Below are 24,443 nucleotides of genomic sequence, written 5' to 3'. Positions count from 1 at the left end.
TACCACATAATTGACATATTCTTCCGTGAAGCCTACCCCGGAAAGAGGAGTCTTCAAAACGGTCTTGAGAAGATCTCACTTGACCTTAAGGAGATGGGGTTCAATGACGTTTTTCTCCTCATGGGTTATACTACTTCCAGGCTCAAGAACTTCACAGCCTTTAGGAAGTATAAGGGTAGTTGGGGTAGGAAGCACGGTAAGTCCTACTTCGGGTTTAAGGTCTGTAATCTTGTGGAAAGGAGGACTAATTTCGTTAGGGACTTCAAGGTTGGATTGGCCAATTTGAGTGATCTAGCCTTTTCATTTGATAACGTTAAGTTAATGGCCGATAGGGCTTGGATTTTTAGGGAGGACGTCTTAGTTAAGGATGTTGGTAGTGCTAGACTTCCGGTTGAGGGTAGTGGTGTTAAGATTAGGGAAGGTAAGGCTTCGTCTACAACCTTAAGGGGAGTGGTTATGGAGGTATTCTTCCTTAACTTCTATCGTGATCTCGAAATTCTTTCGACGAGGATTAGGACGAAGGTACTCGTTAATTAACGAGGTTCGTTTACGTGTTTACTTGTTGTTATGGTAAATTTTATTGCAAAACTGTACAATTATCTGTATTTTCCCTTATTAATACATATTATATTATTCTTTATACTTAAATATAATGAAGAATAGTATAATATGAAATGCTGTAATTATAATGGTTTTTAATTTTGCTCAAATCGGACAACGTCATGTGTACTCACCCTTATTCGGGCTTCAAGCCCAACTTTCGGTCTGAATTGGAGGAGGTCAAGCTCACCGTCGAGCTCTAAGCCCAAAGGAGTCAACGGCCTCAACCCCCAGTCAGATCTGTATTACGCAGATCTGACTAATATGTTTTATATAAAGGAGGTCAGAACAAGATAAACTAACTTGCTAATTATGCTTCTTTATCTTACTAATATTTATTAATATATTTTTATGTATGTTCTTGTGTCATCCCCTTTTCACTACAAACAGTTTACAAAGTTTACTATTTTTAGTGTCTTTGCGGGATTTTCCTTTATACAAAACGAATTAACTACGTATTGGTTCTTCATTCTCCTATTTCGGCAAGAGATAACTCTATTTGGATTAGGAGTGATAGCCAGACCGTTAGTGAGAGTCTTCGTATCGTACCTTATGGGTTACATATCCGATAAATATGATAGGGCTAAACTATTTTACATAACTAGGGGAATTTCCGGAATATTACTTTTTCCTTTAACTTTTGCTTTCATCTATCACTCTATACCATTGATATTTGGAATTTACTACATTAGGACAATAATTGTGGAGTTATCAAATAATGTTGGCTACGTTGCCTATTACGCTGTGGTTCCAGAACAAGTAAGGGCTAAGGCAATATTTTACATAAGAATTATCTCAATGGCTTCCAGAGTAGCATCTGGCGCTGTTTGGTATTTAATATATCAATTGATTAGCGCCTATGACCTATTCCTTGCTGGTATATTAGGACTTATTGGGTTGGCACTATTAAAAGGGTTTAATATAGGCGGTGGTAGCAAGAGAGTTAAATTAAGTACTGCAATAGACTTCTTTAGGAAGGACGAAAGAATTAGAGGGATAATATTATTATATTCAGTTACTGATGGTCTGACTTACTCCATAAACTACCTATTACCGCTACTAATTATAGTGTATCACGGCACTGAGGAAATATATAGTTTAAGCCAAACAGTATTATATGGCATATTAGTAATTGCCAGTTTTGTAATGACCAGAATCAAAGATCCCATTAAGATAGTCTCCACTTATATACTAAGTGGTTTCTTATTCTATTTAGTATTATTATATCCGTCGCCATATGTTTTACTAATATCTGTATTGCTTTATGGATTTGGAAGCGGAATTGTTGAGAATTACGTAATGGCTACAATAAAACAAAGCGTTGGTGATGAGTTCTTGGGGAGTGTATTGGGATTAGATGTTTTAGTTACGAGTTCAGTTGAGATATTCTTAATACTTCTCGGTCAATATCTAATAACTATTAACGTAGTATATTATATAATAGTTGGTATTGTTGGAATGTCCCTCGTTTTGATTTCTTGGTTACTACATCCAAAGCTTAAGGATATAAAACTATAATGTAAAAATATGGGTATTCCACGGAATTTTTGGAGGCAATTTCCTTATAAGTTTCATGTCAAACCTATTCTCTGAAATGATTCTCTCTCATCAGTCAATTAAAAAATTATTAGGTAAAGTGATAATAAACTACGTTGAGGAAAACGTCAGAGAAAATGGGTATGATTTGAGAATATGTGGAGATAAATATTATGTAGTTGAGGAAGGTGCACAATTACCTGCTATAAAGGCTAAAATTAGGGAAATACCCTTTAAAGAGGTAGCTGATCTATCGCCCCTTAAGACTTACCTATTCGAATCATGTGAGGAGTTTAACATGCCAGAGAACTTAGCGGTGTTAATAACCTTAAAAAGTACTATGGCTAGGAATGGTTTTCTGGCTCCTCCTACTGTTATTGATGCCGGATATAAGGGAAAGATTTACTTAGCTATAACTTCTGTCTATAATTCTTCTTTAGCTAAGGGAATTAGCACTCATCATTTAATATTTTTAGAATTAGATCAGAGAACTGAAAGAATCTATAGTGGCAAGTATCAGGGAGGTATACCAATTTAGTTTAGGGGTTTAAGCTTCATAGGATTTCATGATATTTAATATCAATCCTCAGCCCTTGGGCTTCACCAAAGTCACGGACTGCTCCGTTCATCCTTCTCCGCCCCATTCGGTTGACTTAAAATCTTTCTAAAAATATTAAGTCAGCTGAGATTATTATATTATATTTTTAAATATACGAGAATTTATTCCATTACACTTATCATGGATAACACAAAATACAATTTTATGTATCTAATAATATAAATAAAATGAGCTTTCTCTGAATTTAATGTTATTTTTAATATATGTCATACCCAATAACCAGTGGTGTTTCACAAATTTTAGACTTTTTATGATAATAATTATAAAAAATATTACTATAACATTGAGATTTTCTATAAATTTTGATATAATTAAGTAAAATAACCATATAATATGCGATAATTAGTTACTAACGGAAAACTATTATTTTTAATAATATGATTTTAGATCTAGCGAGAAGGGGCGAGGTTTGTTTTTTCTTTGTCATTAGAGTATAATAAAATTCTTTGCTGATAAATTGGAGAATATTTTGCTGAAACTTTAAAATATTCATTTGAAAATATACAGAATTCGCTAAGGGGACCCATGGCTAATTGCCTTCTCCATAAATTTTGCGAAAAAGGTTTAATCTCAGTATAGAAGTCCTCATACCTCATACCGATTGGTTTAGATATCCAATAACCATATCTATAAGACGGAGATGACGGCTCGCCGTTTAGGAGTCTATATAATCCACCCTTACCATTTCTAGCCATCTTTGCAATAGAATCATGAACTGTTTTTATATCATTTGATTCTATTATTATATTATTAAGTAAGTCCAATGTTTTGGAGGACTCCATGAAATACCAATCTTCATAAACTTCTCCTTCAATCCAAGGTACATGATCTACCTTTACTACAAGGGATCCTAGATAACCCTCAACCTTAGCTTTTTTATTAAAGTAGTCATGAAAGTTCAACAGCGAACCCTCATATTCCTTAGCTGGAAATTCTTTAGCCCTCTGATGCCAAAAAACGTATACTAACATTCTCTCATATAATGAATGCCCATATGTAATTAAAAATCTAATGTGTTTAGATATAGTGCTCTTCTCTTCGTTTGCTAACTCGGTTAAGGAATATTGGAGTCCCTTAACTTCAACACCGTTGAGGGACTATTGAGGTTCGTTGAAAGATGTTTAGAAAAGGTAGTGAAATTGATAAAAATATTTAAACTACGTTAAAATTACATATTTGTTGTTATAATGTCGTCAGTAAGGTGGAAGTAATTCTGTTTCTTGATAGGCTTCTTTCTTCATAATTCTAATCTTGCTCAAAAAAATGACGTGAAATTCTCTCCTACCACATTATGTTAAAAACTATTAAAGAGTATCCTAACCTATAGCTTTTTAATAAATCGTTCTCTTTTACTTAGAATTCAATTACATATAATTAATATTAAACTTACTATATTATAGATAATTTTTAGTGTACTTCGGAAATCTTCTGTTTTATTTTAAGAGAAATTTGTAGTATTTTTCTATATTTTCTCTCCTTCAAAATTTCTTCAACTATGCTAAGATCTATATCACTATACTCATGAACAATTATATTCCTAAATCCAACAACAGCAATAAGGAATTTCTCCTCATCTTCACCAATGAGCTCATTTTCCTTAAGCCTTCTCACACAGTCCTTATATCCTTTACAAGAAATCCCTAACATCGAAAGAATGACTTGGCAGAAGTCGAGGAAAGATTGTATCTGGATTTGCAACAAGTGAAGTCATTTGATCTCTTAAGGAGTTAAGATTGTATCCTTCATTAACGAACTCATCTAATTTTCTTGTAATATCTTCAATAACAAATAGAAATTTATTTATAAGTTCCATTTTCTCAACAACGCTCTTGCTGAGTTTTCAATAGTATTCAACTTCTTTACGTCAATTAAAAAGTCTTCACATATTATGACTCTTCTATGCATCCTTATATAATCCTCTAAATGCAGGATCAGAGAATTATTGAAAACTTCGTGGATAAAGAAGCAATCAGTTTCATCAGTAATAATGGCTAAGTCAACTTCTTCAATTCCTAGGTAGTCAACTAAGTCCGAATATAATTTAGAATATGCCTCTAAACTCTTCCTCTTAAATTCAACAGCAATATCCAAATCATTTCCCTCTCCCTTTTTAGCCAACGAACCAAATAATATTGCATAGTAAACGTCGTATGAAGCCCAGTTAAACTTCCTTAACTTCTCGTAATAATCGGAAAGCTTTAGCACATGCTATTCTTTATTATTAGACTAAAAATCTTATGTTATAATATGCTACTAAACGTTGACAGTATAGATACTTTGTGGTCTTGCTGAGTTTTTCACAAGAAGCTAGGAGGTATTACTTACCTAAATTGTATATTAATAAGAAATTGGGACGAGATAATATTATGGTAAAGGCAATTTCAACTGAAAAAGATTTGTTACTCAAAGCCGATAAGGTCTTCCCTTGGGAGGAATTTAGAAACAAGTTGGAGTCCCTCTACTTGACCTAAGTGGGATGTTATCCTTCCCTTCAAAACCCTCCTAATCAAGCTCGTCTACGACTTGGAACAACTTGAGAGATAAGGGACAGTGAGAAGTTCATGAAGTTCCTTGGCGGAAAGGTTCCTCTCAAGAGTTCTTCTATAAGAAGCTTCGGAAAACCGTTTTTGAGGAAGAAACGATGTGGACAAAGGGGAGTGTTCTCATGCAGTCATCTTATTCGATATCATATAGTAAAATTATATCAAGTTTTCTCTAATATACTGTACTCCCTTCAAGTAAGCCTCATTTAAGGGAGTTCTCTCCCTTGAGAATACGTGAGGATACATTACATTCAACAAGGCCAAACTGTACTCCGCCATCCTCCCACTCCTAGTAACAGCTTTAGTATCCCTAGCCAGCCTCACTAACCTACACCAAGAATTATGACTCTCCACAAGATAAGTATACTTCTTACCCGCTACACGATTATCGAGAACTTGATAAACACAATAGTAGTCAGTATAGTTTACCTCACTCCTAGGTAACCAACCCAAACGAAAAGTCCCATAACTCCTATCCCCAAACTCATAGAAAGGCACACCATCAGCAAGAGCAGTCCAAATCCACAAATCCTCCCTCATCACCCCATGCCTAACACGGAAATAAGTCCAGAACTCGTCAAACACTGTAAACTTAGCTGTGAAATTCTTGAGCTCACCCTTCAAGATCGTTAGATTCGTAAAGGCCCTTATCCCAACCCTCCTCACTAGGCTGTAAACAGTAGTCAATGGTTTACCTTCAACTCTTGATATTGCCCTCATGCTCATCCTGTTCAAGTACTCCTTTAAGATTCTCTCCCTCTGTTCCCTATCCATTCTGTGCTTTAACGCGTCGTAAAACGTCCTTCCACACGCCTTACACTTGTATTTTGCTTTCCCTCTAGATGAGCCGTTCTTCACTACTCTGTTAGAGTTACATGATGGGCATGTTGGTCTGCTTTCTCTTCTTCTCCTTATCCCTACTTTCCTCAAGTAGTAGTATAGGGTTGATGGTGGGATTCCTGTTTTCGTGATTTGAACTCCCAAGGAGTAGGCTGCTAATGCAATATCCTTTAGCTCGTACTTTCTCGGCTTAAGATTTAAATTTCTTAGAATCATAAGTATTAATTGTGCGAGGGTTACAAGGTCCATATTGGTAACCCTCACAAAAATCTCGTAACCTATATATAGGTTAATTAGCTGGGGAGAGTAATACTCCTCAGCTGGGGAAATATGGTCGAGATGGGAATTGAAGCAAAGTCTTCGGGCGAGGGCGTGACGAGCCCCTACAGTCGGACTGAACATTGTGAAAATATTCACGAATATAGGTGTGACACAAGGGTAGGGGTAATTGGAATAGACGTATCAAAAGAACACTTGGTAACAAGTAAGGGGAGGGTGAGGAAATTCACAAACAACGAGAAGGGCTACGAAGAAATACTAACCATGAAGCCAAACATCATCGTAATAGAACCCACAGGAGTATACTCAACAAGACCTTGCCAATACTTCAAAGAAAGAGGAGTGAAAGTCCTACTAGTCAGTCCTACCTTGCTATGGAAAGAAAAGGACGTAAGGGGAAAGAAAACAGATTTTTACGACGCAGAAAAACTTGAAAACATGGTAAATAAGGCTAGAGAATACGTTAACAACCCCTTAAAAGAGTTAGTATCACTCTACCTCTTCATGAAGGATGTGCAAACGAAACAAGAGAACAGGTTAAGGAGAGCTCTCTTCCTCGTGAGCGACGAGGAGAAGTTGAGCGAGGAGAGATTGGAGAAGTTCTCTAAGGGAGACTTCTCTGACGTAAAACTGTATCAACTGGAATACACTGGTACAGTACTACGTGAGATTCAAGTCCTAGCGAGAACACTACTTCAAACGCGAGAAGAGTTGAAGGAGGTGAGGAAAATGATAGAGGGTAATGTGCCTCAAGACCACGTGTTACTCACGATTCCCGGAATAGGGAAACTGGCAGCTGGGATTATAATTGGGATTGTGGGTGATATTAAGCGCTTCCCAAGACCTGAATCCTTCGTTGCTTATTGCGGTTTAGACCCGGTGGTTGAGAGGAGTGGTAGGATTGAGGTTAGAAAGGGTATCTCCAAGAGGGGTAACAAGTATTTGCGTAGCTTGTTTTATTTCCTTGCCGAGACTCAATATTCGCGTAACCCAACTCTCCTTAAGTTCTACGAAACCCACAAGGATAAACTGAAGGGTAGGAAACTGTACACTGCCTTAGCTGGGAAGTTGGCTAGGATAGTGTGGAGTGTTTGGTATAATAATAAACCTTATGAGGTGAAGTGACCCTCCCCTATCACTAGTGTTTCCGAAAAGTTTATAGATTAGTATTACCAGATTGAACTATGCAAGATTTGGTTCAAGCTTATAAGGAAGAGAAGAACGCGAGAATTAAGGAGAGGATTCTTGCAGTGAAGCTGCACGTAGTTGATGGTAAATCGGAGAAAGAAGTTTCGAAAATGCTTAACAAGGGCTATTCCACGATAAAATTGTGGATTGGCAAGTACAAGAAAGAAGGTCTTGATGGACTAAAGGACAAGCCCAGATCAGGAAGACCCAGAAAAGTAGAAGAGGAAAAGATAAAACAAATTCTGGAAGATAAGCCCCAAAAATACGGAATACAACAAGAATATTGGACAATGAAAACACTCAAGATAGCACTACAAGAACAAGGAATAGAATACAAGAAATCCAGACTATACGAACTAGTCCACGAACTAGGATACAACCTAGTAAAACCCAGACCCACCAACATCCAAGCAGAAAAGGACAAGTGGGAAGATTTTAAAAAAAAATAAAGAAATTGGAAAGAAAGGCACTGTTCTTTCTAGACGAGTGTAGGACAGTAATTAGCACGTCAATTAAGAAGGTTCTAGCTAAGGTTGGCAGTAAGCCCGTAATGCGCGTCAATATAGGTTTTTCCTCAATCTATGTTATTCTAGCTATAAACGCTTGGACCGGCGAAGTAGTGGTTTCTCTTGCTAAAAGGCCTAACTCTGAATCCGTTAAGTATTTCTTGAGGTACTTTAAGAGGCGTGTGGGTAGTGGTAGGGTTTACATGGTCATGGATAATTACTCTCCTCACAAGACTAAGGGTACGCTTGAGGTTTGTCGCAGGAAGGGTATTCATCCCGTGTTTACTCCTCCTTACTCGCCTGAGCTTAATATGGCTGAGGCGGTCTTCAAGTCCCTCAAGAACTACATGAGCAATAAAATATTCTATACGATAGAAGACGTTAAAAACTGTATTAAACAGTTCTTTGAAGAAAATAAGTATAGATTTAATCTTAATGCAATAACATACCTAGGATTAGATAAAATTGAAGTCTAAGAACTTTCCGGAAATACTAACGTGGATTGAAAGAGTCCGCGTGGCAATAGTAGCTGATACTATGCTCAAAATTTGACCGAAAGATTTATTACTGAACGCCCTCGCACATAAGCTTTTTCAGAGGCTGTTTTCACGTTTTAATTCATTGGCTGCATCTCGATCGAAACGATTAATTGTGAAAATTTCTAGCCTGATTTAATTTTACTATATGATATCGAATAAGATGACTGCATGAGAACACTCCCTGTTGGAAATTCTGTTTTTCTCTACATTTGAATATTTTCTACTATAATATAAAATTAATCTTTCGTTGTATTGAAAGATTTAATTGTATTTCACTTCTTACTTTCTATAATATTGCATTTCTCTCCTATTATCGCTATTCAGTTATTTGAGTCTGGAACACTCTCTCGAACTCTAAGCCCAAGGAAGTAAACGGCCTCCACTCCGGTCAGATCTGTATTACGCAGATCTGACTAATATATGTTTTATATAAGGAAGTCAGTAATCAACTTGAGGGGTATATTATTTCTATCCCCATATCCTTAGCCATTGCCTTGATTCTTTCTGGGTATCTGTCATGAATAAAGGGTGTTATAACGTAAACTAAGTTAACCTTAATATTCTTGACTTTTTCGTAGAACTCCTTCTTCTTCTTTATTGTTGGTAAATCCCCTCTCCTTATAGAGGAAGTGATCTCAACCAGTATGACACTACTGTCTTTAACTACAATATCATATTCAACATCAGATGGTTCATCATAAACATATCCATCCCTATCATAAAGGACCTCTCTAGAGATTTTCCAACCACTATTACTCAAAATCTCACTAATCCCTTGCCTAAATGAATCCTCATTCAAAATTCCCCATCTAGCCCCAAGACCAGTAATAATAGTTTCTAACCTCTTTAAGTCCTCTTTTGTAGCCATTGTTTTCTTGACCTCTTCTATTTCTTTGTCTAGTCTTTCGACATCTTGCTTTGTAGCCATTGTTTTCTTGACCTCTTCTATTTCTTTGTCTAGTCTTTCGACATCTTGCTTTGTAGCCATTGTTTTCTTGACCTCTTCTATTTCTTTGTCTAGTCTTTCGACATCTTGCTTTGTAGCCAGGCTTTGCCATGGTGTTAGCCTAGCCAAAACTTGATAAACTATCTCTGGTTTAGCAGTTAGGACATCCACTAATATCGATGGATTATTAAGTAGTACTTTTTTAATTTCTTCTTCTAAGCTCACATGTTAAATTGCTCTTATAATAATTTAAATCTGACTTAAGAGACTTGGGCGATTCAAGTTTCCGGGCGATTCAGTTATCTAGTGTGAATCCACTTTATTTTAAAGATTACTACGAATTTAACTAGATGAAGACGACTAACTAGTAGAGGTACATAATTATCAATGTTAACATTTTTACAACCACATTATTTACAAATTACAATTCGCAAAGGAGACTTGAATCACCCGCTGAAGACCAACCCGCGGTCTACTACTGGATGAATGGAGCGGGGTGGATGAGAACACCCACTAGCTGTTAGGTTATGAGGGTGAAGGGGTTTGGGCTTCATGGGATTTCATGATATTCAATATCAATCCTCAGCCCTTGGGCTTCACCAAAGTCACGGGGAAACCCGTTCATCCCTCTCCGCCCCATTAGCGGAATAACCCCAACCCACACCCGCGCTATTTCACGGATGTGAGGGAATCCGCACATCTTGAGATAAATATTCAGTGAAGCATTCAATTGCCTATCCAACTTGAACCCACACCTCTCACACTCAAAGGTCTTACCAACCTTTCGGGATACAAACCCACATCTGGGGCAAGACCTAGATGTAAAGCGTGGGTTCACTTCCTTAACGAAAGAACCGTAAAGCGGAGCCTTGTACTTCAACACTCTGTGTATACTCCCCCAAACAGTCCTAGAAATCTTCCTCGAAAGAGAGTCATTAGCATCCTTAAACATACTCTCTTTGTTAAGCTTTTCCACAGCGAAAAACGTCATGGGGTACAAGTCCAACAAAGTGTTAACAAACTTGTGAACAAAATCTAGAACGCGATTCCTCTCCCTATGCGAATACTTCCTCATCAACTCTCTCCCCCTCTTCGTGTGCTTTGATGCAAATGATTGCACCTTAGCCCTCTTCACCTCCATAGAGTACTTAAGGGAGTACAACTGCTTTAGTGAGATTGTAACGAATTTCTCACCATCATAAGCATCTAGAGTATAAAGGTTGGAGTCAATGGCCAAGAAATCCACTGGTGTTGCCCAGGGTAACTTGTAACGAAATGGCAAATACACTTTCTCCTCCTTAATTATAGGTTCACCAAGTTCCAACTCCCTAACCCTTCTTGAGAACCATGACTTACTCCACGAGAAGGTGATGTACTCATGAGGTCTTACCGTTATTCTAACGCTTTCCCCAACAACCTTCCTCAGAGTCGTCTTTATCCTAACGTAAGCCTTCTTCACCCTTGGTTTTTCAATCGAAGCTCTCCCCTTTATGGCCCTTTTCCTCCACGACTTCAAGATCGAGAATGCGTCATTAATTGCCTTATCGACGTAGTGTGATGCAAGGTGGTTGATCTTCTCCAACTCTTCCCTAAGTGGTTTATACACCTCCCTCTTCTTCGGTAGTGTTATCTTGTAATTACCGTTCTTTTTTCTTACTTGTATTTTCGTTAAATTCCACAAGTAGTCGATTGCTTTCTGTAGTAGTGTTGTGTATTCCCTAATTAGCTCTTTGCTCTTCTCCCTCTTGTCGTTCTTGATGGAGTACGTGAAGTACACGTATTCCTCTTCCGGTTCAAATTTTCTAATTCTTAAGTTCTTCAGCACATTTCTTCACCTTTTCGTATTTTTGACTCCTCATTCCGTGTAGTTTTCCACTGAATGAGACTAGTATTGTGGCTAAGTCTTCGACCAATTCTTCTTCTGGTGTCTTGTCCTCTTGGTTTAGTACTACTATTTCACAGTTGTGTGCTTTGCACACTTCCTCTAGGATTTCGAAACCGAATCTAACAAGTCTGTCTGGGTAAGCTGTTATTACGCGTGATACTTCGTTGTTCAGTATCATTCTCAACAACTTCAAGAACCCCTTTCTCTTCATGTTTAACCCGGAACCAATGTCAGTAATTACGAGGTCGTACTCCTTGACCTGTTCCTCTAGATATTTTACTTGGTTTGCTAGATCGTCTTTTTGTGTGTTTGATGATACTCTAGCGTAAAGTATTACTTTTCTTTTTCTAATAATTCCCATTAGCCTCTCTATGTCTTCTTCTCTGAATCTCCATTTTCCGCTCTGTAGTATAACTGGTTTTATGTATCCTTTCTTAACGTATTCTCTAAGTGTTGCATAGGATATTCCTAGTCTTTGGCATGCTTCCTTAGGTCTTAGCATTGTATAAGAGTTTGTGTCAAAATAATATAAACTTTACGGTTTATCGGAAACTGTTGGCAACGGCGGTAAACCATAAACCTATGAACTGCCTAAAGGCCGGAAAGGTGTCAAGCACTTTTAAGTGCATTCATAAGAGAATCAAATAAATGGTATTATCTGATGATATAATGAATTAATAGTAATGATAATAAAACTCCCTCCTTTTTCAATTTTTCCTAACATAGGTATTTTTAAGGAAACCAACTCTCAATAGGGAAGTAGTCTAATCCTTGATCCGAAAATATAAAATTTAATAAGACAAAAAATCAACATTTCGCTATCTTGTAATATCCCAAGGATATATTGGAGTTTTATTAAACTTTCTATGTGTAATTTTCTCTAGGGCCAAGAATACGGCAGGTAATCCACCAGTTGTTCCCGCTTCTCCTACTCCTCTGCTTTTAGCTGAAGTTGCAGATGGATATTCAACCTCACTAACATAAACCTTATAACTCGCTTCAACAGCAGTCGGAACTCCACAGTCTGCAATTGACGAGAATAGCGGATTTCCATTTTCATCATAGGGTGCATGTTCCCATAATACTTGCGAAACACCTTGTAATACTCCACCAATAATTTGACCTTCTACTTCTTCCTTTATTAGGATTCTGCCCACGTCATCTACGGCATAGTACTCAAGAACCTTAACGAATCCAGTATCTCTATCTACGTCAACAACTGCAACATGAGAACCAGGTGAAAATATATCATCTGATTTATAGAATATTTCCGCCTCCATACCATTCATCTCCTTCAGCGCTTTATCTATAGGCATATTAACTTTGCTTAATAACTGCCTACAAGCTTCGATAACTGCTGAACCTCCTACAGTTGCACTTCTAGAACCGAAACTCCCTATTCCTTCTTTTACTCCATCAGTTGTGTTGGCAACTACTTCGATTAAATCTTGAGGAATTCCCAATGTCTCTGAAGCTAGCTTCGAAAACGTATCACCATGAGCTTGACCATGAGGTCCTGTTCCCACAAAGATCTTAATTTTCCCGTTCTCTATTCTTACTCTCGCTCCTTCCCCTGGAGATAGCCTTATAATATCTGTAAATACCACTATTGAAACTCCCTTGTCCTTATAAACCTCCTTAGCCTTCCTATAATACTTCTCAGCCTCATTCAACACCTCATTATAACCAGCAGGATCAATCCTAACACCCAAAGGAGTAACGTAACCATTATCACTAATCAAATTCCTCCTCCTAATCTCAACAGAATCCACACCCAACTCCTCAGCCAAATCCTCAACCAAAGTCTCATGAATTAAAGCAGCCTCTGGTCTACCAGCACCCCTATAAGGGCCAGTGGGAGGCAAGTTTGTGAATATTCCATAGGCTCTGATTGACGCAAACCTCATTTTATAAGGTCCAGTAAGCAGTTGAGCTATGAATGCTGGGGTTGTAGGATTTAATGTGTAATTATATGCGCCTAAATCTACAGCCACATAACCCTCTATTCCTAGTATTTCACCTTGCTTAGTGGCATACATTTTCACATCAGATAGAACTCCTCTCCCAACTGTGGGATTTTTTAAGTGCTCATATCTAGTCTCTATCCATTTTACTGGTCTACCTAATTTCATTGACGCAATAGAAGCTATCACATACTCGGGGTGAGCTGGTACCTTATTTCCAAATCCCCCTCCAACGTTTTGGGGAGAATACACCCTAATTTTCTCCGGGGATAGGTTTAAGGTCTCCCTTAAATCGTTCTTTATTCTAAAAGAGGATTGAAAAGAGCCATATATATTTAAATACTCTCCATCCCAATGTGCTATAATCCCCTTAGGCTCCATAGGATTTGAAATTATTCTAGCTTGATTTATCTTCCTGCTTACTACAACTTCTGCTCTTTTCTTAGCAGATAGCTCTCCCCCTTCTAGTAGTTTATTCACTGAGATATTTCTTTTAGCCCCGGAATGTATCTCATCGTCACTGTTCATAGCTTTTTCCACGTCAATAATTGGCTTAAGTTCCTCGTACTCTATTGACATCTCGTCCGCAATGTCCTCAATCGCGTATCTGTCCTCTACGACATAAGCTAAGACTGGTTGTCCAACGAAATTTACTTTACCATCAGCTAGAATAGGCATTTTCACTATGTTAGATTGCTTTAGTGTCTCTGGATCTACTCTTACTGGCATGTAAATCTTAACGTCTTCCCACGTTAGAGTAAGCAGAGCTTTTTCTGGTCTTGATATGCTCTTTATAATACCTCTAGCTATGGGTGACCTAATTATGCCTAGATAAACCGTGTTCCTAGGGTCAATATCATCAATGTACGTTCCTTTTCCAGTTATTTTCGGAAGATCTTCTCTTATCATTGGTAGAAAATTATGGTTTACTGCTTAATAGTTTTTCCTAAAACTAGTGCGATAAAACTAGTTTGATTAAACACATATCTACCTCTACTAGAATTAGACTATACTATGGTTAGATATGTTTCATTTTACGTTGGTAACCTTAGGAAGATAGGCGTAGTTGAAGGAAACTATGTATATGAGATTTCTGAAATTGGTAAGGAGGAGGAAAGAGGAAATTCCTATAGATTAGACGAAATAAATGTGGATATTCCGATACAGCCGTCAGCAATAATATGCACATTAGTGAATTCGCCTAAAATGGTCGGGGTTAATGACAAAAATGAAGCTAAGGAAATGGTGAAAAGTCCGAAATTTTTCATAAAACTCCCCACTGTGGCAATAGCTCATAGACAGCCTATTATATCTCCCCCGGATGCCATAAGACCCGAGGTGGAAATTGGAGTTATAACCAGATTCAAAATGAAAGACGTGAGCAGAAGCGATGTTAAGAAATATATCCTAGGATATACGGTATTTAATGATATAACTTATCCTCCCGGTCTAAAGGAAGACTCGTATTACGCTATGCGAAGAGATCCTACAGATGGTAATGTTAAGAAGCTATTAATGAGGGGTACTCATTTTAGGAATAAGGTTAGGGATACCTTTGCTCCAATAGGACCTTATATTGTCACCGAGGAAGAGATAGGCGATGTTAACTCCTTAAGGATGAGAAGTTATTACAATGGTGAATTAGTACAAGATGGGTATTCAAGTGAATTTATATTCTCTATAGAGGAAATACTATCAGAGCTATCAAAAATAGTTACAATTCCCCCGTTTAGTGTAATATCTACTGGAAGCATTGGTTATACTAACGTTTCTGACGCTTCTGAGTTTAACCTAAAGCCAATTGAAAGCGCACTAATGGTAGCTGAAGTCGAGAAGATAGGTAGATTAGAAAATCCAATAAAGATTTACAAATCAAGTTAGTGTGTTTATATTTTAAAGAATATTCAAGTTTCCTTTACAAATGGTAATATCTCATCTGATTAAGGGTAATTAAATGAAGAAATTATTGTGTACATATGTTTTATAATGCGTCTTTAAGAAGTATATTAGGGAGAGCATAATGGTTTGTTCTATTGGTACTATTAACACGATATTCCTTCACGCTTGTCCCTTATTAGTCTTTGAAATGTAGAATCAATTATTCTAAAGGATTCTATAGAAATAAATTGAAATCGTAAAGCAAACCCGAATCGCTCCTTAACAATAAATATTATTCATGAACTTCTATAACTCGATTAGCATTTATAGGAAAATCGTTACACTTTTACGTTACATTAAAAATATATAATAAATCTTTCCTGGTTAGATGAGAAATGCTTATTGATAAGCTATAATATTAAGAAGTACAATGAAAGATATTTATAAATACATGGATAAATATTTTGACTTTTTATGATAAGGGAATTTCCTAAAACTACTACTCGATTTTGCTGTAAAAGTTTTAACTGAATTAGACTCTTCTAATGAGTATTTTAGGTTCGTCACTTCTGGTGTATACGGTAAATTCCTTGTTAATCAGATCCGAATCTGGAATGATCTCTATCTTATTGGAATCTCTTACTATAGTAAATGGAGCATCATGACCAGGTACTACTTTATTGGCAAGTTTTAATACTTTTCTAATGCTCTTATTAGCTTCTGTAATATCGTAATACGCAAATGACGTTTCACCATTTTTTGCGTCAATAATGTATTTAATGGCATCTCCAACGAAAATGGTGTCCTTATACATTACACCCAAACTTCCACCTGTATGACCAGGCAATAGAATAAACTTCAGACCATCTAGTTGTTCATTATTCTTTACTAGAACTATTCTCTCCCTTAAAAGATCTGGTAGGTAAGTAACTGAATAATTATCTGGAGTGTTTTTTGTGTATTCAACCTCCTCCCTAGTAGTGTAAACTTTGGCGTTCGGAAATAATAGTGAGTTAAGAGAATGATCATAGTGCATATGTGATAGTATAACCCCATCAATGTCTAATGGGGATAATCCACTGTCCTTTAATGCTTTTAACAAGACTTCCCTATTTCCAAAGTGCCCCGGGTCATAAATCAAATATTTATCGTCAATGTCCATCAATACGATATTACAAAAGCCTACGAAACCCAAACTAGTATAGATTGGCACTCCATTAACTAAGATCTTCCAATTCATACGAAAATTATTAGTCCCGAGGTAAAAAGTTTATATTACACCAAATTTAGAGACTAATATGGAATGGATAAAAGTAGGAGTAATAATTCCTTCTTCTAATACTACTGTAGAATATGAATTTAGTAATGTATTTAATCAAATTAAGGAGTATAGAATTACCCCACATTTTTCAAGGATAAAGTTGAGAAATGTTACGATAGAGGATTTAGCAGAAATGGAAAGGGAAACGGAAAGGGCTGCTAGTGAATTATCAACGATCTTGCCCCAAATTATTTCTTATGCATGTACCACTGGTAGCTTATTTAAAGGACCTAAACATCATGAGGAAATAATTCAAAGAATCGAGAAAATTGCGAAAGTCCCTGCTACAGCCACCTCTGGATCTGTAATAAATGCATTGAGGAGACTAGACATTAAAAGATTAGTTCTACTTACGCCTTACATAGAAGAGGTTAACAAAAAGGAGATAGAGTTCTTCTCTAAGAACGGTTTTGAAATAGTTAAGAGCGCAGGGATGGGAATACGTGAAAATATTAAAATAGGTCAAGTAACACCTGAAGAAGTATATAATTTCGCAGTTAACGTATTAAGAAACGTTAAAGGGGACTATGACGGTGTCTTTATCTCTTGCACAAACCTTAGAACATTCGAGATTCTCTCTAGATTAGAAAAGGAAACTAAGAAGCCAGTAATAAGTAGCAATAGTGCTACATTATGGGAAACGCTATATAAAATAAACCTTAATATTAAAGTAAGAGAGCTAGGACACTTATTCGAAATAACTTAAAAAACTTAAAAGGAAAATTAAGTCGCAATGATACTCAACAGATAAAGGGGGTATATAAGGATAAGAAATTGAAGATTAATAATAGTTAACTTCATGGGGCTTAAGGAGTGAAAGTCCCCCTCTGTGACGGTGGATTCAAAACACCTTACAAAAATAACATTACTCATTTAATATTAGATTTTAGAAGATAACGGAACTAATTACACTGCGATGAAGTTGATAAATTGAAAAAAGATTTAAGGTGAGGAAAACCATATTACTGCGTGTGAAACCGAGATGATAATACAAAGTTTTCCTCATCAAAACAGCATTTATCAAATAGGACATAAATTAGCTTCTATGATAAACTACAAAGAAAAAGTAGCCAAAGTGCTCGTCTCAACCTTATTGACCAATAGAAAACAAGACAAAAACTACTACTTCCAGTAAGTCTATAGTCTAGTATTATTTTATAAAATATTATTGAAAATAATTCCATTGTATTGGCCTTAATGAATACATAAAGCTTATCAACTTGATTAATTGATTCCTTGTTATCACTATTTATAAGAAACTTATTAATGAATTATAAAGTATAACAAATTTCTGGAAACAGTAACGTATATCGCCACGAACAGAGAGAAACTACCTATAGAAAGGGGAAGTTATAGAAAAACTCTTGGAACATGTGAAACAAATAGCACTGGAAACACTAATGGGAGTGAAAGAAACCAATAGACTGGACCACAACCAAGTGGTACAGAACATCAGTGTTCAAATACGTTTTCAGTACCAGTTGGTGATGTTAAAATCTACGAGAAATTTGACGGAAAATACATTACTAATTGCAAGAAGCGCAGCATGAATAAGCAAGTTCAAATTTATCGTTCAAGGTAAGGAGAAGATGACGAAAGTTGAGTACATCACTAAGGCTATAAACCCCGATCTACCCAAGGATTAGGCTTTACGATAAGGTAAGGAATCCTATAGAGACTTCCTATAGGAATGCTAAGTCCTTTCTCTTGTTCGCTGGTTCAACTAAGTTTCCGTTTAGCACGTTAGTCTTCTTGTTGGTAATGTTTCACTATTCCCTTTTCCCTTTGTTCAAACGCGAAGGGAGAGGATTTCAGACTTTTTTATTCTTTGATTTCTGATTAGTAGTTTTAGGAAATTCCCTTATCATAAAAAGTCAAAATATTTATCCATGTATTTATAAATATCTTTCATTGTACTTCTTAATATTATAGCTTATCAATAAACATTTTTCATCTAACCAGGAAAGATTTATTATATATTTTTAACGTAACGTAAAAGTGTAACGATTTTCCTATAAATGCTATCTAATAATGTATCCAGCATAGAGGATTATTTAATTGAAGTAGACAAAAACGCTTGGTAATACTATAGATTTATTTTTAAGGAGTGACTTTGCGTCTACCGGTGAGAGCGGAGTAGTTCACATAAGTATGTTGTGCTAGATATGTACTCTATCCCTTTTAAATATATATATATTGAGGTGCTACTTATAATTGTGGTAAAATGGTCTCAGAGAAAACTAAGGCTATAATCGCCTCAAGTTTCGGAATGGCACTAGAATGGTATGATTTCTTTATTTATACATTCGTGGCGACTGTTGTTTCAAAATTATTCTTTCCGTCATCTAATCCAATAGCTTCACTGTTAGCCTTCTATTTAACCTTCTTTATAGGGTTTTTAGGTAGACCATTAGGTGGTATAGTATTTGGATATTTAGGAGACAAAGTAGGAAGAAAGTATTCATTAGTCTTTACGATTTTACTTACTGGACTTAGCGTATTTTTTGTTGGACTCTTACCAACATATTATCAAATAGGTCTATTAGCGCCAATCTTGCTCGCCATACTAAGGTTCCTTACTGGTGTGGCCTTAGGCGGAGAGTGGGGTGGTGCGTTTTCATTAACATCTGAATACGTAAATCCAGGTCGGAGGGGGTTATATTCAGGTATTCTTCAAGCTACAGTATCTATTGCCAACTTGCTAGCGACTGGTATAATATTTGTTATAATTATAATAATGGGGCAAACTGGCTTCGATAACTTTGGATGGAGAATATTGTTCTATTCTGGACTACTCATTGCAATAGTGGGATTACTAATAAGGCTAAGAATAGAAGATTCACCAGTATTTAGGAAGTTGAGGGAAGATCGAAAAATATTGAAAAATCCAATCTCTGAAGCGTTTAGAAAATACTGGAAGTTAATACTCGCAAACTTATTTATAGTGGGAATCATTAATGGGGCTTGGTATTATACAAATTTCGCATATTCTGTAGGTTACGCTACAACTATTGCCCAACGCTTTAATATGCCTCATGTCTCTCTTCAAACAATAGACTTTGCTATATTTTTAGTATCGGCAATAGGCATCTTTGCCTCAATATTTTTTGGATATCTGTCCGACATTATAGGAAGAAGGACGCAAATAATAATAAATTCCATAATGGGAATAGGACTGGCGTATCCTTACTATTATCTATTACTTCAAGGTAATGAATCAGCAGTAATCGGTGCTATATTTCTTGGTGGACTATTAATATACTACTTTGCAGGTGCAATAACGCCTGCATTTCTTGTTGAATCGTTTCCACCGATGGTTAGATATACAGCGATATCATTTTCGTATCAGGTAGGAGTTGGATTTATAGGAGGTCTTACACCATTTATCTTGACCTATTTAGTTAGTGCAACTAGTAACATATTCTCTCCGGTTTACTTTACAATACTCACTGGTATAGTAGTTCTGATACTTGCATTACTTCTTAAAGAGACTAAAGGAAGAATTTATGAAGGAGAAGAAATACTGAAGCAGGAATATTAAGGCATAAGTAAATATATCTTTTTTATTATATTACTATAAGCATTATCAAGTTAATCATTTATTCATATTTTTCTGCAATAAGGTACATTTGATAATTCTTTTTTACAGTGCTTAGCTATCTGTTGAATGAATTTTACACTAAACTACTATATTATCTTCCTTTCAATTAATGTAAAGATGTTCAATTTATGTCATTGATACCTCTTAACTCTTTATTAAAATTCAACAAGTCCACCAACCATTTTTACGGTTAACTCTTAAAAGTCAGTCTAATAATATCGTTTAGTGAAGAGAACTCCCCAAGCTGAGCTGTGACGAGTCCTTTAAGTGCTGATCTTTTAAATGAAAACGTATATATTTTTTTATATCATGTTAAAGGTAATCGAAATCAATGGCTATCCAATAATGATTTACGAAAAAGATGGAAAAGAGTACACTTACCTCGCTGGGTGCCCACATAAGCAAAGACCAATAACCGCTGAAGGATATAAAATTAACTTGGATAATATAGTTTGTCCATTCTATAATGCAGTCTTCTCACTCATAACGGGTGAACTTATAGAACCACCGAAATCCAAAACACCTCGTACACCTAATTGCAAACTAATAAGAGCTAGATTAATAAACGGGGAAGTAGTTTTTGAGGATAAACCATTTGTACCCAGAACAAAGGGTTGATGAATATGGAGTGTAAAGTGGCAATAGATATAGGCGGGACGTTCACTGATTTCATAGTCCTAGCCAGCGATGGGGAAATTAAGACAATAAAAATCCTAACTAACCCTAAGGACCCTGGACAAGTCATTAAGGATGTAATAAGCACTTTAAACTGCAACGTAAGTGAGATAGCTCACGCCACGACCCTAGCGACGAATACGTTGTTAGGGCAGGAGAACTTAACAATTCCAAAAACAGCCTTACTCGTTACGAAGGGATTTAGGGATATTATCGAAATAGGTAGGCAGAATAGGCCTAGACTTTATGATTTATATTTTGAAAAGCCAAGACAGCTGGTACTTAGAAGTTTGAGATTTGAGATTGACGAGAGGATCAACGCTGAAGGAAATATGATAAAGGAGGTAGATCAAGATGAGATAGAGAGGGTTGCTAAAAAGCTTTTAGACGAAAATGTAATATCAATTGCTGTAAGTTATCTGCACTCTTACTTGAATCCAAAAAATGAACTAATTACTGAAAACGTGTTAAAGAAGTATTTCAAATACATCTCAATCTCCTCAAAAATAGCACCAGAACCTAGAGAATACGAAAGGACTTCCACTGCAGTAGTTAACGCAGTGCTAATGCCAATAGTATCTGCGTACCTTGAGAGGTTACAAGTCTCTTTACCAACCGAGAACTTCTACATTATGTCAAGTTCTGGAGGATTGGTAGATATTAAAGAAGCATCTGAGAAGCCGGTACAGTTAATTGAATCCGGGCCAGCAGCTGGTGTAATAGCTTCAGCTAGCTTTTTGCCTAATGAGAGTTTAATAAGCTTCGATATGGGAGGTACCACCGCTAAGGCAGGTGTTATAATTAATGGTAATTTTGAAATGACCACTGAGTATGAAGTTGGAGGAGAAGTACATTACGGAAGGATAGTTAAGGGTAGTGGGTATCCAGTAAGGTTCCCATTTGTTGATTTAGCAGAGGTGTCTGCTGGTGGAGGTACAATAATATGGAGGGACGAGGCTAATGCCTTAAAAGTCGGGCCTATAAGTGCCGGTGCAGATCCCGGGCCGATTTCCTACGGAAAGGGAGGAAATAGGCCTACCATAGCTGATGCAAACTTGATTTTAGGAAGATTGGGGACAGAGCTTATTGGTGGTAATCTAAAGTTAGATAAAGAGAGCGCAATAAGGGGGATGAGTAAGTTGGGTGATCCATATGAGGTAAGTAAGAACGCCTTAGGATTGGTAAATCTGGAGATGGCTAGGGCAATAAGATTAGTCACGGTGGAGAGGGGATTAGATCCATCGAACTTCTCCTTAATAGCCTTTGGAGGTGCTGGTCCACAACACGCAGTATACTTGGCTGAGGAGGTAGGAATAGGTAAGGTTATAATACCACCTCATCCAGGCTTATTCAGTGCATTAGGACTATTACTTGCTGATTGGCGTTTTGAAGTTAGGAAATCATATCCTAAAGACTTAGGGAGTGAATTTGAACAATTGGAAAAGGAGCTATACGAGAAGTTAAAGGGAAACGTCGATTACTTCTTGAGACTTGCAGATGTGAGGTATGAGGGGCAAGGATGGGAGTTAACAATTCCGGTAAATAACGTTAATGAGATTAGGAAAGTATTTGAGGAGAAACACCTAGCCACTTATGGTTTCGTGATGAAAGATAGGGAGATAGAGGTTGTTACAATAAGAGTTTTCGCTATCAAGAAGAGACCACTACCTAAAATAAAGGTAGCTTTTGGAAATTATGATAAGCCAAGAGAAGTTAGAAAGGTAGTAATTGACGACGATTGGGTAAATGTAGATGTCTATGTTAGGGAGAAGTTGCCTAAAGGTTTTAGAATAGGGGGGCCAGCAATAATTGAGGAATATAGTTCGACTACAGTTATAAAGGATGGTTGGAATGCAATTATAGATGATTCAATAGTATTGGTGAGAGAATGACAAGTTGGGAAATAATTTACAAAGCCTCTGAGTTCATTGCAGAGGAAATGGGCGTCATGCTAAAGAGGTCAGCTATGTCACCGAATATTAGGGAGAGGATGGATCATAGCTGTGCAATAACAGACGCTGAGGGTAATATTATAGCCCAAGCTGAACACATACCTGTTCACCTAGGTTCTTTTAGCATTGGGGTTAAAAACACGCTGAACCAGATAGAAGAACTAGAAGAGGGGGACATGATTGTTTTAAATGATCCTTACACATCCGGTACTCACCTAAATGACGTAATGGTTCTAGCCCCGGTTTACTATAATGGCAATCTAATGGGATATGTTGTAAATAAGGCACATCAGGTTGATGTGGGTGGGCCGATGCCAGGTAGTCTAAATCCATATGCAACTACAATCTACGAAGAGGGCTTCGTAATACCCCCAGTGAGGTTGATGAGGAAAGGAGAAATAAACAATGAGATTATTAATATAATTAAGCATAACTTCAAGGTACCCGAAGTATCAATAGGTGATTTGAATGCACAGATTTCAGCAAACCTTAATGGTATAGCTAGGATTAAGCAGATGTTTGATAAGTACGGTTACGATAACGTCCTTAACGCGTGGAAGACCTCTATGGAGTACGGAAAGAAGTTGGCGTTATCCGAAATTTCAAAATGGGGTAATGGTATTGGTGAAGATGAGGATTATTTAGAAATAGGTGATGAATTAAAGAAAATAAGGCTAAAGGTAAAGGTTGATGAGAATGGCGTTTACGCTAATTTCGCTGGAACTGATACCCAGATGGAGGGACCTTTAAACGCAGTATATGGAGTTACGTTCTCAGCTGTTAGCTTTGTCATAAGGTCATTAATAGGGAAGGATATACCTACAAATGAGGGCTTTTATAGTCTAATTAAGGTTGATGCACCTAAGGGTACTATAGTTAATCCCAATAAGCCGGCTGCAGTTGGAGGTGGGAATGTAGAGACTTCACAGAGGATTGCCGATGTTACCTTCAAGGCCTTATCTCACCTCATCAGCGTTCCAGCCGCTGGTTCGGGTACTATGATGAACGTAATGATGGGTGGTATGTATAAGGGTAAGTATTGGGCCTATTATGAGACTATAGGCGGAGGCACTGGGGCAAGGCCAAATAAGGATGGCGTCTCAGCTGTTCAAGTTAATATGACTAATACTTTAAATACTCCAATTGAGATTGCTGAGAGGTATTATCCAATAATGTTCACCATATATAGAATAAGGGAGAATAGTGGCGGAGTTGGTAAGTACAAGGGAGGTGATGGTATAATTAGGGCATTTAGGGTTCTGGAAAAGACTAGGTTATCAATCATAGCGGAGAGGTTTAGGGTTGCACCTTGGGGTTTGAAAGGTGGTGGAAACGGTAAGCCTGCAAAGGTTACGATAATAAGGGCTGATGGTAGGAAGGAGGAGATGCCCAGTAAGTTCTCAACGATTTTAAATAAAGGTGATGAGATAATCATAGAAACTCCGGGCGGTGGAGGATATTACACACCTAATGAGTAAAAAATTCTAATTTCCCGTATAAAGATCCAATGATAATGTGCTTATACTTCGTCAGACTTTAAAGAGCAAGATTTATATTTCATGAGTAATACT

The 24,443-nt window shown here is 36.9% G+C and carries 21 protein-coding genes and 2 pseudogenes; 14 read left to right on the top strand and 9 right to left on the bottom strand.

Annotation, left to right across the window (positions count from 1 at the left end; all coding sequences use genetic code 11):
• The first annotated feature begins 93 nt into the window (after positions 1-93).
• The 3 genes from SSOP1_RS17975 to SSOP1_RS14615 all read left to right on the top strand — a co-directional run bounded on the left by SSOP1_RS17975 (position 94) and on the right by SSOP1_RS14615 (position 2,674).
• Entirely contained in the window at positions 94-537 is a 444-nt protein-coding gene (locus SSOP1_RS17975) for a hypothetical protein (protein WP_063492837.1), read from the top strand.
• A gap of 426 nt (positions 538-963) precedes the next feature.
• Positions 964-2,118, top strand: coding sequence for an MFS transporter (locus SSOP1_RS14620; RefSeq protein ID WP_048054376.1), 1,155 nt, complete (start codon positions 964-966; stop codon positions 2,116-2,118).
• A 76-nt stretch (positions 2,119-2,194) separates the two neighbouring features.
• On the top strand, positions 2,195-2,674 hold the full coding sequence (locus tag SSOP1_RS14615) for a dCTP deaminase (RefSeq protein ID WP_048054375.1): 480 nt from the start codon (positions 2,195-2,197) through the stop codon (positions 2,672-2,674).
• Between the two features lie 470 nt (positions 2,675-3,144).
• Here SSOP1_RS14615 and SSOP1_RS14610 read toward each other — a convergent pair whose 3' ends face one another.
• From SSOP1_RS14610 to SSOP1_RS14600, 3 genes are all read right to left on the bottom strand, one after another.
• Entirely contained in the window at positions 3,145-3,726 is a 582-nt protein-coding gene (locus SSOP1_RS14610; RefSeq protein WP_010924052.1) for a hypothetical protein, read from the bottom strand.
• A 436-nt stretch (positions 3,727-4,162) separates the two neighbouring features.
• Positions 4,163-4,402, bottom strand: coding sequence for a DUF86 domain-containing protein (locus tag SSOP1_RS14605; RefSeq protein WP_231918339.1), 240 nt, complete (start codon positions 4,400-4,402; stop codon positions 4,163-4,165).
• Positions 4,403-4,555: 153 nt separating this feature from the next.
• Positions 4,556-4,960: a nucleotidyltransferase family protein gene (locus SSOP1_RS14600; protein ID WP_010924051.1), complete on the bottom strand. Its 405-nt coding sequence runs from the start codon at positions 4,958-4,960 to the stop codon at positions 4,556-4,558.
• 74 nt (positions 4,961-5,034) lie between these two features.
• On the opposite strand from SSOP1_RS14600, the gene SSOP1_RS17320 reads away from it, so the two are divergent.
• The gene (locus tag SSOP1_RS17320; RefSeq protein ID WP_052265489.1) at positions 5,035-5,226 is read left to right on the top strand and encodes a hypothetical protein; all 192 of its coding nucleotides are present in this window, start codon (positions 5,035-5,037) and stop codon (positions 5,224-5,226) included.
• Between the two features lie 228 nt (positions 5,227-5,454).
• Here the strand turns inward: SSOP1_RS17320 and SSOP1_RS14595 are convergent, their stop codons facing one another.
• The gene (locus tag SSOP1_RS14595; protein ID WP_048054276.1) at positions 5,455-6,387 is read right to left on the bottom strand and encodes an IS1/IS1595 family N-terminal zinc-binding domain-containing protein; all 933 of its coding nucleotides are present in this window, start codon (positions 6,385-6,387) and stop codon (positions 5,455-5,457) included.
• 81 nt (positions 6,388-6,468) lie between these two features.
• Between SSOP1_RS14595 and SSOP1_RS14590 the strand changes: the two genes are divergently transcribed.
• On the top strand, positions 6,469-7,542 hold the full coding sequence (locus SSOP1_RS14590) for an IS110-like element ISC1228 family transposase (RefSeq protein WP_010924049.1): 1,074 nt from the start codon (positions 6,469-6,471) through the stop codon (positions 7,540-7,542).
• A 59-nt stretch (positions 7,543-7,601) separates the two neighbouring features.
• Positions 7,602-8,587 (top strand): annotated as a pseudogene (locus SSOP1_RS16690) (IS630-like element ISC1048 family transposase).
• A gap of 508 nt (positions 8,588-9,095) precedes the next feature.
• On the opposite strand, the gene SSOP1_RS14575 reads toward SSOP1_RS16690, so the two are convergent.
• From SSOP1_RS14575 to SSOP1_RS14560, 4 genes are all read right to left on the bottom strand, one after another.
• Positions 9,096-9,821 carry a PD-(D/E)XK nuclease family protein gene (locus SSOP1_RS14575; protein WP_010924048.1) on the bottom strand — a complete coding sequence of 242 codons (726 nt, stop codon included), beginning with the start codon at positions 9,819-9,821 and terminating at the stop codon, positions 9,096-9,098.
• Between the two features lie 325 nt (positions 9,822-10,146).
• On the bottom strand, positions 10,147-11,421 hold the full coding sequence (locus SSOP1_RS14570; RefSeq protein ID WP_010924047.1) for an RNA-guided endonuclease InsQ/TnpB family protein: 1,275 nt from the start codon (positions 11,419-11,421) through the stop codon (positions 10,147-10,149).
• Positions 11,399-11,983, bottom strand: coding sequence for an IS607 family transposase (locus tag SSOP1_RS14565; protein ID WP_010924046.1), 585 nt, complete (start codon positions 11,981-11,983; stop codon positions 11,399-11,401). Before SSOP1_RS14565 ends, SSOP1_RS14570 begins: the two co-directional genes overlap by 23 nt.
• A 316-nt stretch (positions 11,984-12,299) precedes the next feature.
• On the bottom strand, positions 12,300-14,354 hold the full coding sequence (locus SSOP1_RS14560; RefSeq protein ID WP_010924045.1) for a xanthine dehydrogenase family protein molybdopterin-binding subunit: 2,055 nt from the start codon (positions 14,352-14,354) through the stop codon (positions 12,300-12,302).
• A gap of 105 nt (positions 14,355-14,459) precedes the next feature.
• On the opposite strand from SSOP1_RS14560, the gene SSOP1_RS14555 reads away from it, so the two are divergent.
• Positions 14,460-15,326 (top strand): fumarylacetoacetate hydrolase family protein, encoded by an 867-nt coding sequence (locus tag SSOP1_RS14555; protein WP_009992607.1) that lies wholly within the window; start codon positions 14,460-14,462, stop codon positions 15,324-15,326.
• Positions 15,327-15,855: 529 nt separating this feature from the next.
• On the opposite strand, the gene SSOP1_RS14550 is transcribed toward SSOP1_RS14555, so the two are convergent.
• Complete coding sequence (locus SSOP1_RS14550) at positions 15,856-16,563, bottom strand: MBL fold metallo-hydrolase (protein WP_009989869.1); 708 nt, start codon at positions 16,561-16,563, stop codon at positions 15,856-15,858.
• A gap of 58 nt (positions 16,564-16,621) precedes the next feature.
• On the opposite strand from SSOP1_RS14550, the gene SSOP1_RS14545 reads away from it, so the two are divergent.
• The 7 genes and pseudogenes from SSOP1_RS14545 to SSOP1_RS14525 all read left to right on the top strand — a co-directional run bounded on the left by SSOP1_RS14545 (position 16,622) and on the right by SSOP1_RS14525 (position 24,350).
• On the top strand, positions 16,622-17,350 hold the full coding sequence (locus SSOP1_RS14545) for a maleate cis-trans isomerase family protein (protein ID WP_009989870.1): 729 nt from the start codon (positions 16,622-16,624) through the stop codon (positions 17,348-17,350).
• Positions 17,351-17,626: 276 nt separating this feature from the next.
• Positions 17,627-17,779 (top strand): DUF4322 domain-containing protein, encoded by a 153-nt coding sequence (locus tag SSOP1_RS18080; RefSeq protein WP_014511450.1) that lies wholly within the window; start codon positions 17,627-17,629, stop codon positions 17,777-17,779.
• A gap of 339 nt (positions 17,780-18,118) precedes the next feature.
• A pseudogene (locus SSOP1_RS18075) lies at positions 18,119-18,438 on the top strand (hypothetical protein); the annotation flags it as partial.
• Between the two features lie 430 nt (positions 18,439-18,868).
• Positions 18,869-20,185 carry an MFS transporter gene (locus SSOP1_RS14540; RefSeq protein WP_009991608.1) on the top strand — a complete coding sequence of 439 codons (1,317 nt, stop codon included), beginning with the start codon at positions 18,869-18,871 and terminating at the stop codon, positions 20,183-20,185.
• A gap of 369 nt (positions 20,186-20,554) precedes the next feature.
• Positions 20,555-20,863 (top strand): Rieske (2Fe-2S) protein, encoded by a 309-nt coding sequence (locus SSOP1_RS14535; RefSeq protein ID WP_014511449.1) that lies wholly within the window; start codon positions 20,555-20,557, stop codon positions 20,861-20,863.
• A 5-nt stretch (positions 20,864-20,868) separates the two neighbouring features.
• Positions 20,869-22,812, top strand: coding sequence for a hydantoinase/oxoprolinase family protein (locus tag SSOP1_RS14530; protein ID WP_009991612.1), 1,944 nt, complete (start codon positions 20,869-20,871; stop codon positions 22,810-22,812).
• Positions 22,809-24,350 carry a hydantoinase B/oxoprolinase family protein gene (locus SSOP1_RS14525; protein WP_009991613.1) on the top strand — a complete coding sequence of 514 codons (1,542 nt, stop codon included), beginning with the start codon at positions 22,809-22,811 and terminating at the stop codon, positions 24,348-24,350. The genes SSOP1_RS14530 and SSOP1_RS14525 overlap by 4 nt, the downstream gene beginning before the upstream one ends.
• The last annotated feature ends 93 nt before the right edge of the window (positions 24,351-24,443 follow it).

Origin of the sequence: Saccharolobus solfataricus, assembly GCF_900079115.1 — an archaeon.
Lineage (GTDB): Archaea > Thermoproteota > Thermoprotei_A > Sulfolobales > Sulfolobaceae > Saccharolobus > Saccharolobus solfataricus.
Note: the sequence above shows the minus strand (reverse complement) of the source record. Positions and strands in the feature narration are given on the sequence as shown.